Genomic DNA, 8,312 nt, shown 5'->3' on the forward strand with positions numbered 1-8,312 from the left:
CAGTTATATTAAATAATACCTTTGAATATTTAATAGCAAAGTACTCATTCCATATAAATTCCTGATTCCTCCATTATTAAAGAATCCATAAAAAAACAGAAGTTTTAATATTTACTTCTGTTTTCCTTAACCTATACTATGATTGTCATGCATACGGCACATGAAAAGAAATAACAGGTCAAAAATTGCTGGCAAGAGGACTTGCTATTTATTTGATAGTGCCTAATGTATTCCCTAAAATTTCCTTATTGTAAAACTTCTGATTCTACTTTTCTTTTTCCATCTTTATCAAATATTCTTCTTAAATGCACCTCAGTATAAAACCCAAAACTAAATCCAAGCAATATGCTCCCAACTCCAGATAGCGTACTTGATATACTTGGCGCATTAGAATATAAAAATGTAACTGATATTGAGAAAAACAAAGCTATAACACCACTTAATATCAGCATTGCACTACTGAAACTATTACCTTCTTTCCATGTTTCATTATTTTTCATAGCAAAAAAAGTTCTATATCCAAAAGCATGATTTATTTCTTTCGGTGGCCACAATTTTAATATAGTTCCCAAAACAATAAAAATTATACTTGGTAATATATTAGTTAACAGTATCATAAAACATCCCCCATTTATTTCCTTTAGAAACATATGTTGTATATTATTTTCGCACAATGATATTATATCACATTTTTTGTTGTGTATCATATAAAATTTTTTTAGATGCTTTATTAACAATAAAAAGATGAAATTTTTAGTATTATTTTTCTACCTCAAATTTCATCTTTTTAGTATTTATATTTTAGCTAATAATTATTTTTTAAAGCTTGTACACTAATTTGAAAATTCTTGTGAGCCCATATATTTTCCATTTCCATAAACTACTCCTATACCAACTTTAGTATATGAAGCATTCATCATATTAGCTCTATGACCTGGTGAATTCCACCATTGAGTAAATAGTTCAACAGCATCATAAGTATTGTATGCAATGTTTTCTCCTGTTGTAGTATAACTATAGCCTAATGCTTGTAACCAGTTTGTCCACTTTGTTCCATCTGGATTTGTATGATCAAAAAAGTTATTTTGAATCATATCGTTACTTTTATATCTTGCTACACTTATTAATGTTTTATCTAAGGTTAATGGCTTTAAACCTGCTTCAACTCTTTTAGCATTCATTAATTCAAGGATCTTATCTTCTGCAGAAGTTTGAATACTTACAGAATAATTTGTTGGTAGCTTAGGTAACCCTTGCACATCTACTGAAGCTGTATTACTTGTACTACTTGTTGTTTTTGCTCCCGAATTAGTATTTGCTGTATTAGTTGTAGTTCCAGCATTTGTTGTTGTTTCATTCTTATTTTGATTAGATACTGTAGTAGTTTTATTTGTATCTTTTACTACATTGTTAGTCGAATCAAATACTTTATCCACTGATGGAGTCTTTGATCCAGTAACTTGTCCATTATCAGAGCATGTATACGTTTTATTGCCAATAGCAACTTTTCCAGTTTGCATTATTCCTGATGGATTAAAACAATAAGTTTTTCCATTAATATTAAGTACACCTGTCTGCTTTGCTCCTGAGTTATCAAAATAGTACCAATTTCCATTATCTTTAACCCATCCAGAGTTAACAATAGAATTTGCAAGTGAATTATAATAATTATAGAAATTATCATATGTTGAATTAGTAGTTGCTGCAGATACTCCTAATGGTGCTATAGTAGTCATTGTTGTTGCAGCAATAACCCCTGTCACAATCTTTGTTAAAAAAGCTTTCTTCATTAGTTTTTCTCCTTTATCTTTCGTATTTGACTTCACATTATAAATAAAAATCTAAAAACTCAAACATGATTTTATAATTTAAATTAATCATATTCGCTTTTTCTGTGAAGTCCATGACTCTATACTATCACATTTTCGACATTATTCAACAAAACAATTCTTAGTATATCTCATTTAAATGATATTAGCTAAAAAGTTCTCCTGTATACTCCCGTTTATTTCAATATACTTCATGATATCCTTTAACAAGAGATTCTTCAAGGGCTAGGCCCCTATATTTTTATAAAAATATACTCATATCAAAAGTCATTTAACTATTTTCACTATCTCTTTAACTGTTTCTACTATTGATAATTCGCTTGTATCAATTTGCTTTGTAGACATGTCTTTGTACATTTCAAGTCTATTAATACTCCGAAGTAAACAATCATCATTTCGTATATTATGTTTAACATCCTCCAATATCCTATTCTTAAGAGCCTCTTCGCTACAGGTAAGAGTAATCTTAATAATTTCAAAATCCAAAGCATTTAAAGGCTTCAATATTTCCTCAAAAATTTCTTCAATATGTATGACCCAATTAAAAATGACATATTCTATAGTTGAATTTTTAAGAAAGTTTTTTAATAAGTAAGTTATATTATCAATCACCATTTCTTTATTTTCTTCATTAACTTTAAAAGGATTTATCATCCAACACCAATCACCATCAAGCCATACTGAATTTTTAAGTTTCTTATTAAGTTCTCTACAAGTTGCTGTTTTTCCAACTCCCATTGTTCCATTAATAATTATCAATTTTTTCTTCATAATCAAAAACTCCTGAATACTGTAATATTTATTAATATTATATCATTCAAAAAATTTACCATAAAGCTATAAATTAATACAGATTTAATCTTTATACTATTTAAATATATTCTATTTACTGGCATTATTACTCAAAATAGTTATTACTTCCAAACTCCTCTTTACAAATTACCGTCATAATTGTATTATACAATAGATACAATGATATAGATAATCATTGAGAGGAGCTAAAACATGAAATACGAAAGAATATTTTTATCAATCATTTTACCAATAACTTATTTTATTAGCATATTATTTTGGTTTAAAGGATCAAATAGCTTATTGCTTGCCATTACTGCACTTCCAGCATTTGCAGCTATCGTTTCAATGTTAATTGAAAATAAATCTTTAAAAAATCTACTTACACCTTTTTTTCAAAGAATATCTGTTAAAAGTTTAGCATTTACAATATTTTTCCCAATAACCGCAGTATTGTTTTGTATGTTAGTTACTATATTTACACATCAAGGTTCATTACTAACTAGTTGGAACAACATATTTTTAAAAATAGTAAGTATTACTTTAATCTCAATAGTGTTATTTATTGTAGGTTTATTAGAAGAGTTTGGTTGGAGAGGATATTTACTTCCTAGACTTATTGAAAAATATAAAATAAAACGTGCTACCTTTATAATTGGTGTTATCATAACCTTATATCATCTTCCAGTAATTTTTATTTTAAATTTTCATCATGGTTTATCAAAAGCTATTGTTTATACTTTGCTTCAATCTGCAGCCGTTTTTGCTATAAACTTCGGTTTTACATATCTTTTTACATTATCTAAAAATGTAATTCTTCCAAGCATAATGCTTACATTATGGAATAATTTAAATCTAGCTATTCTAGGATCATCATATAAATTACTACCAGTCCAAGGTTATATTATAGGTAACCCTTATATTGTAAATGGCCTAGGCGTATTTGGTTTAATTTATTTTATTTTCTTTGCAATTTACGCTTATAAAAAGTTTTCAATTTTAGATAAACATATGTAAACATACATAGGAGTAATCCATCAAAAATAAAATTAAATAGAAATAGTTGTTTTGCAGTATCAGCTTTTCCATTTCCTACAAATGGCATAGGAAATTGAATTATTCCAATTAGCATTACTACCCAAAGTAGTAGTATCCTATTCTTAAATTCTAAATTTGATTTATTATTAATATAATCGTGAATAGAATGAATTATTATTATTAGATAAACTGCTACAATAAAATATAAATTTTTAGGCAATATATGATCTCTAAAATCTGACCAAATTGTAAATCTATGAAATTCTACTATAGGAAGTTCACTATAGTATTGAGAGCATTTGCCTAATGAGGTACTAGTATAAAAAGCTTTTCCTGCCGTATATTCCATGCCTTCAAATAATCTTATAGGATGAGTTAAGTAAAATTTCGCCAAACTCCGGTTACTAACCTTACTATAAAACTCTTCATTTGTTATTTCTGCTCCTGGAATATATTTTTCATATTCAGTTTTCTCTAAATATGAATGTTTTCCAGCCTCTATAGACATATCCGGATTAAGTCCCAAATCAATTAAATCCTGTCTAGGTGTTTTTGAACCATTTAATACCCCATAAAAAACAGAATTATATTCTGTATCTTTACACAAATTATCACTTTTATTACAAATTCCAATTGGATAAAGAACTAATATGTATATCAGTATACACAGAGCCCCTAAGCTAATTTTACTTAAACATAGTCTGTTATCCCATATAATTTTTAATATTAGAGCAATTATAATTGGTAATGAGATAGTTACTTGAAGTTTTGATCCTAAAAATAAAAATGCGGTAATTATTATAAAAGCAATATTTATAGTTATATTCTTACGATTTTTAATAGCGTATTTGCAATGTATATAGTTTAATACACATGCAATAAATAGAGACAAAGTTACTATCATCATTGGTTCACCATATAAACTATTGAACCAAACTAAATAATTACCATCGAAAAAAATCAATAAAATTAAAGTAGAGACTACGATTGAATTTAATGTATTTTTTATATTAAATGCTTTTAAAATAATAATTAATGCTAGAGTATATAAACAACTATATATAAAAGCTAAATATTTGGTTTTAAATATATTTTCTCCAAACATTCTTATAACTTTACTTATGGGCACAATTAAATAACTAATACTACACCCCTTTATAGTCTTTGAAAGATTATCTATTGGATTAATTTTATATTCAGTAACTATGTATTTGAAAAATCTAATAAAATCAGGATTATTTTTATCCTTATCTAGCAAACTCAATCCTGAAATATTCATTATTCTATCAAAATCCCCTTGATCAGCAACACCAACTTCTGGTCCAACAAATAATACTGCAGTTATTATCATCACTGCAGTTAAAATGGCACAAACCCTATACTTATTTATTTTAACGTCTTTAATGCTCATTGGGCTTTTCCTCCGTATAAATGGAATTTGTTCTTATCTAAAAATAAGTTCTAATAGTAATATGATGTAAATTATAAAATTTATACTATTTTATTTTAAATACTATTAAAGTGCTGATAATAATTGATCTTAAAATAAAAGAACCGCAAATTCATAAAGAATAATGCAGTTCTTTTCTCAAATATTTTTTTAATTTTATCTCTATTAGTTAAATATATTAAACAATAATCTTACCAAATTTTTAATCTATCCTCGGGTTTAACATACATTTTATCGCCAGGCTTTATTCCAAAAGTTTCATAGAATTTATCAAATTGGGCAGAAACTATATTACTTCTAACTTTATTTGGTGAATGTGAATCATATTGAAGTCGCATTTCTGCATATTCTTTAGTATTAATTTCACGCCATACAGATGAATTGCTTTCAAAAAATGCTTTGTAGTCAGGATTTTGCATTTTGCTTAAAATATCTAACGCACAAGTCATTCCACCAATATCAGCAATATTTTCACCAACAGTAAGATCTCCATTAACATTTTTCCCATCATCTAATTTTACGTTGCTATAAAAAGCTCTTACCTTCTTTGTTTTATCTTGGAATTTAGCATAATCTTCTGCTGTCCACCAATTGTTTAGGTTACCATCAGCGTCAAACTTTGCACCAGTATTATCAAAGGCATGACTTATTTCATGACCTATAATAGTTCCAATTGCACCAAGCTTTTCTTCTTTACTTGCATTGGCATTATAAAATGCTCCTTGCAGAATTCCAGCAGGAACAGTTATAGTATTTGAGGTTGCATTATAAAATGCATTAATTGTTTGTGGAGGGCAAGCAAATTTTGTCTTATCAACTGGTTGATTTAATTTACTTATTTGCTTTTCAAATGCGAATTTTTTTAAATTCTCAATATTATCCCAAAGTGATCCACCTTCTTCAAAGGATCTTATTTGTAGCTTTGAATAATCTTCCCACTTATCTGGATAAGCAATTTGAATATTAAGCTTATCTAATTTTTCAATTGCTTTCTTTTTAGTTGCTTCGCTCATCCAATCCAACTTATTAATTCTAGTTTTATATGTTTCTATAATTTCATTTGTCATATCTTTAACATCATTTTTAACTTTATCAGAAAAATATTTTTGAATATATATTTTGCCAAAAGGATCACCTAATGTAGCATTAACCATATTAATAGCTTTTTCTTCCTCTGAAATATCCCCTTGTGATCCTAAATATGCATTTTTAAATTCAAGTGAAGCCTTTTCAAATGACTGACCTAAATATGGGGCAATAGCAGCAATATTTTGAATTTCAAGATAATCCTTAATCATTGGAAGATTTTCATCTTTGTATATATCATTTAAGGCTTTATACCATTTTGGTTCAGTTAAAATGATTTTATCTGCCTTCTCTACTTTGCTATTTTTCATAATTGCTTTAATTTTTAAATTAGGTGCCATTGAATCAAGTTGATCCAAAGTGTAAATATTATATTGTTTATCTATAGCATTATCATCTTTTGAGGTTTCTTGCTTACCAGTTATTGACGCAGCCATAATATTTTCAAACTTAAATAAATTATCTACCTTTGTCTGTGCCTGCTCTTTACTATAACCACTTAAAGTCAAAATATTAACATAATAATTCTCTACTAACCCCTTTACTCTTTTACTATTTTCTGTAGGCTTCATATATTCATCTGAATCCCCTAAGCTAAGAGCTGTTGGTCCAATATATAGAGCATTTTTATTTGCATCTTTTAAGTCCACTTGGCATCCTAAATCTAACAAACTATTGCCAATTTTTGAATCTATGCTTAAATTTGAAATATCATTTACTGATTTAATATTTCTCATTTCTTGAATTGCTTCTTTTATTGGCTCTATGCCCTCTTTATTTCTAGCATCCATATTTAAATAGTTTTTATATAAATTAATAATCTTTTTTTCATCACTATTTTCTGAGTAATTTTTTTCATTAGCCAATAAATCCTTGATTATTTGTTTCTTTTGCTCTGTCAATGATTTATCAGCTTCCATAAATGCTGAATTAGATGTCTTTCCAGCTTCTATTTTTGCTGTATTTAACCATTGTCTATTAACATAATTATAAAAATCATCTTGAATTCTCATCGAATTTACTGTTTGCGCAACATTTGTATTGGCATTAGTAGCAGTCTCTGCTGCTTTAACACATGTACCTTGACCAACAAACAATGAACATATTAACACCCCTGCAATAATTAATTTAATTTTAGATTTTTTCATAAAAAAACCCTCTCCATTCCCTTATCAAATTTGATATAACCATCTTTTATTATATTCCTTGCTAATTATTTTACAATAATCCCACACCTTAATTTAACCTTAATTGTTTTAAAAATGATTCTTAGGCACATGAAAATAAATAACAAGTCAAAAATATGCTAGCTAGAGGACTTGTTATTTATTTAATAGTGCCTTATACATTAATCCATATAATAAAAGCCCTACAAATTGCGTAGGACTTCTTAAATTCATTTTTTTAATTTAAAGTTTTCTCTGGAGAAAATTACATCTAGATACGCATCAAAACCTGCCAATTTCAATACTTCCAAGGTTCCTTCTGCGCCCTCTCCACCATATCCTGCTGTAAGTCCATATTCAAAAATAAATTCTTCTTTATTGTTATTGGTAAGCTTTAATATATAACAATCTTCTTTTATCATTTCGGCTTCTGTTATTTCTCCAAAGGTATCCATATACTTCTTATAAAACTCAATTGACTCTCTTGTATTGCAGGCATCACTCTTAATTGTTATCATTTACATCCACCTCCAATATAATATATTGATATAATAATAAATATATTACTCTTAGGTTTAACTATACTAAAATATAAATATTACAAACTTTTATATAATCAAAAGAGCACAATAATTATTTTAAAATACTATTGTGCTCTTAAGATAGATATCCAACTGAATAATTAAACTTATAAATGGAATAATATACACTTAAGAAATTAAAATTACTAAACTACAATAGAAATAAGATACATTTTTCTGGAAGCAGGCATGTGAAATTGAGCTGATGAAGGTTCTTAATGGGGGGGCTTGTTTCATTTTCAGCTTGTCCAGATTTTACATCTGGAACACGCTGAAATGACTGCAAGTCCACATTTAGAACCTTCCAGCGAAAATTTCACTAGTCCTGTGGAAGATAAATGTATCATATTTCGGTAATTGTTGCATAAAT

General features: G+C 27.6%; 7 protein-coding genes. 1 reads left to right on the plus strand and 6 read right to left on the minus strand.

Going from position 1 to position 8,312, the window contains the following annotated elements:
• Positions 1–245: 245 nt before the first annotated feature.
• The 3 genes from L3B98_RS22770 to L3B98_RS22780 all read right to left on the minus strand — a co-directional run bounded on the left by L3B98_RS22770 (position 246) and on the right by L3B98_RS22780 (position 2,600).
• The gene (locus tag L3B98_RS22770) at positions 246–617 is read right to left on the minus strand and encodes an SdpI family protein (protein ID WP_238918355.1); all 372 of its coding nucleotides are present in this window, start codon (positions 615–617) and stop codon (positions 246–248) included.
• A gap of 216 nt (positions 618–833) precedes the next feature.
• Positions 834–1,790: a CAP domain-containing protein gene (locus L3B98_RS22775; protein ID WP_238918356.1), complete on the minus strand. Its 957-nt coding sequence runs from the start codon at positions 1,788–1,790 to the stop codon at positions 834–836.
• Positions 1,791–2,096: 306 nt separating this feature from the next.
• The gene (locus tag L3B98_RS22780) at positions 2,097–2,600 is read right to left on the minus strand and encodes an AAA family ATPase (protein ID WP_238918357.1); all 504 of its coding nucleotides are present in this window, start codon (positions 2,598–2,600) and stop codon (positions 2,097–2,099) included.
• A gap of 234 nt (positions 2,601–2,834) precedes the next feature.
• On the opposite strand from L3B98_RS22780, the gene L3B98_RS22785 reads away from it, so the two are divergent.
• The gene (locus tag L3B98_RS22785) at positions 2,835–3,638 is read left to right on the plus strand and encodes a CPBP family intramembrane glutamic endopeptidase (RefSeq protein WP_077364076.1); all 804 of its coding nucleotides are present in this window, start codon (positions 2,835–2,837) and stop codon (positions 3,636–3,638) included.
• On the opposite strand, the gene L3B98_RS22790 is transcribed toward L3B98_RS22785, so the two are convergent.
• From L3B98_RS22790 to L3B98_RS22800, 3 genes are all read right to left on the minus strand, one after another.
• Complete coding sequence (locus tag L3B98_RS22790; RefSeq protein ID WP_238918358.1) at positions 3,580–5,070, minus strand: hypothetical protein; 1,491 nt, start codon at positions 5,068–5,070, stop codon at positions 3,580–3,582. The genes L3B98_RS22785 and L3B98_RS22790 overlap by 59 nt on opposite strands.
• A 230-nt stretch (positions 5,071–5,300) precedes the next feature.
• Positions 5,301–7,343 (minus strand): M13 family metallopeptidase, encoded by a 2,043-nt coding sequence (locus L3B98_RS22795; protein ID WP_238918359.1) that lies wholly within the window; start codon positions 7,341–7,343, stop codon positions 5,301–5,303.
• 248 nt (positions 7,344–7,591) lie between these two features.
• Positions 7,592–7,879, minus strand: coding sequence for a hypothetical protein (locus tag L3B98_RS22800; protein WP_015393666.1), 288 nt, complete (start codon positions 7,877–7,879; stop codon positions 7,592–7,594).
• Positions 7,880–8,312 lie beyond the last annotated feature (433 nt).

The sequence above is a fragment of the Clostridium sp. YIM B02555 genome (assembly GCF_022320955.1).
Taxonomy (GTDB): Bacteria; Bacillota; Clostridia; order Clostridiales; family Clostridiaceae; genus Clostridium; species Clostridium saccharoperbutylacetonicum.

Excerpts from the sequence above, each read along its gene's own strand:
- L3B98_RS22790 (WP_238918358.1), bottom strand. The coding sequence starts at position 5,070 with ATGAGCATTAAAGACGTTAAAATAAATAAGTATAGGGTTTGTGCCATT.
- L3B98_RS22800 (WP_015393666.1), bottom strand. The coding sequence starts at position 7,879 with ATGATAACAATTAAGAGTGATGCCTGCAATACAAGAGAGTCAATTGAG.
- L3B98_RS22770 (WP_238918355.1), bottom strand. The coding sequence starts at position 617 with ATGATACTGTTAACTAATATATTACCAAGTATAATTTTTATTGTTTTG.
- L3B98_RS22795 (WP_238918359.1), bottom strand. The coding sequence starts at position 7,343 with ATGAAAAAATCTAAAATTAAATTAATTATTGCAGGGGTGTTAATATGT.
- L3B98_RS22775 (WP_238918356.1), bottom strand. The coding sequence starts at position 1,790 with ATGAAGAAAGCTTTTTTAACAAAGATTGTGACAGGGGTTATTGCTGCA.
- L3B98_RS22785 (WP_077364076.1), top strand. The coding sequence starts at position 2,835 with ATGAAATACGAAAGAATATTTTTATCAATCATTTTACCAATAACTTAT.
- L3B98_RS22780 (WP_238918357.1), bottom strand. The coding sequence starts at position 2,600 with ATGAAGAAAAAATTGATAATTATTAATGGAACAATGGGAGTTGGAAAA.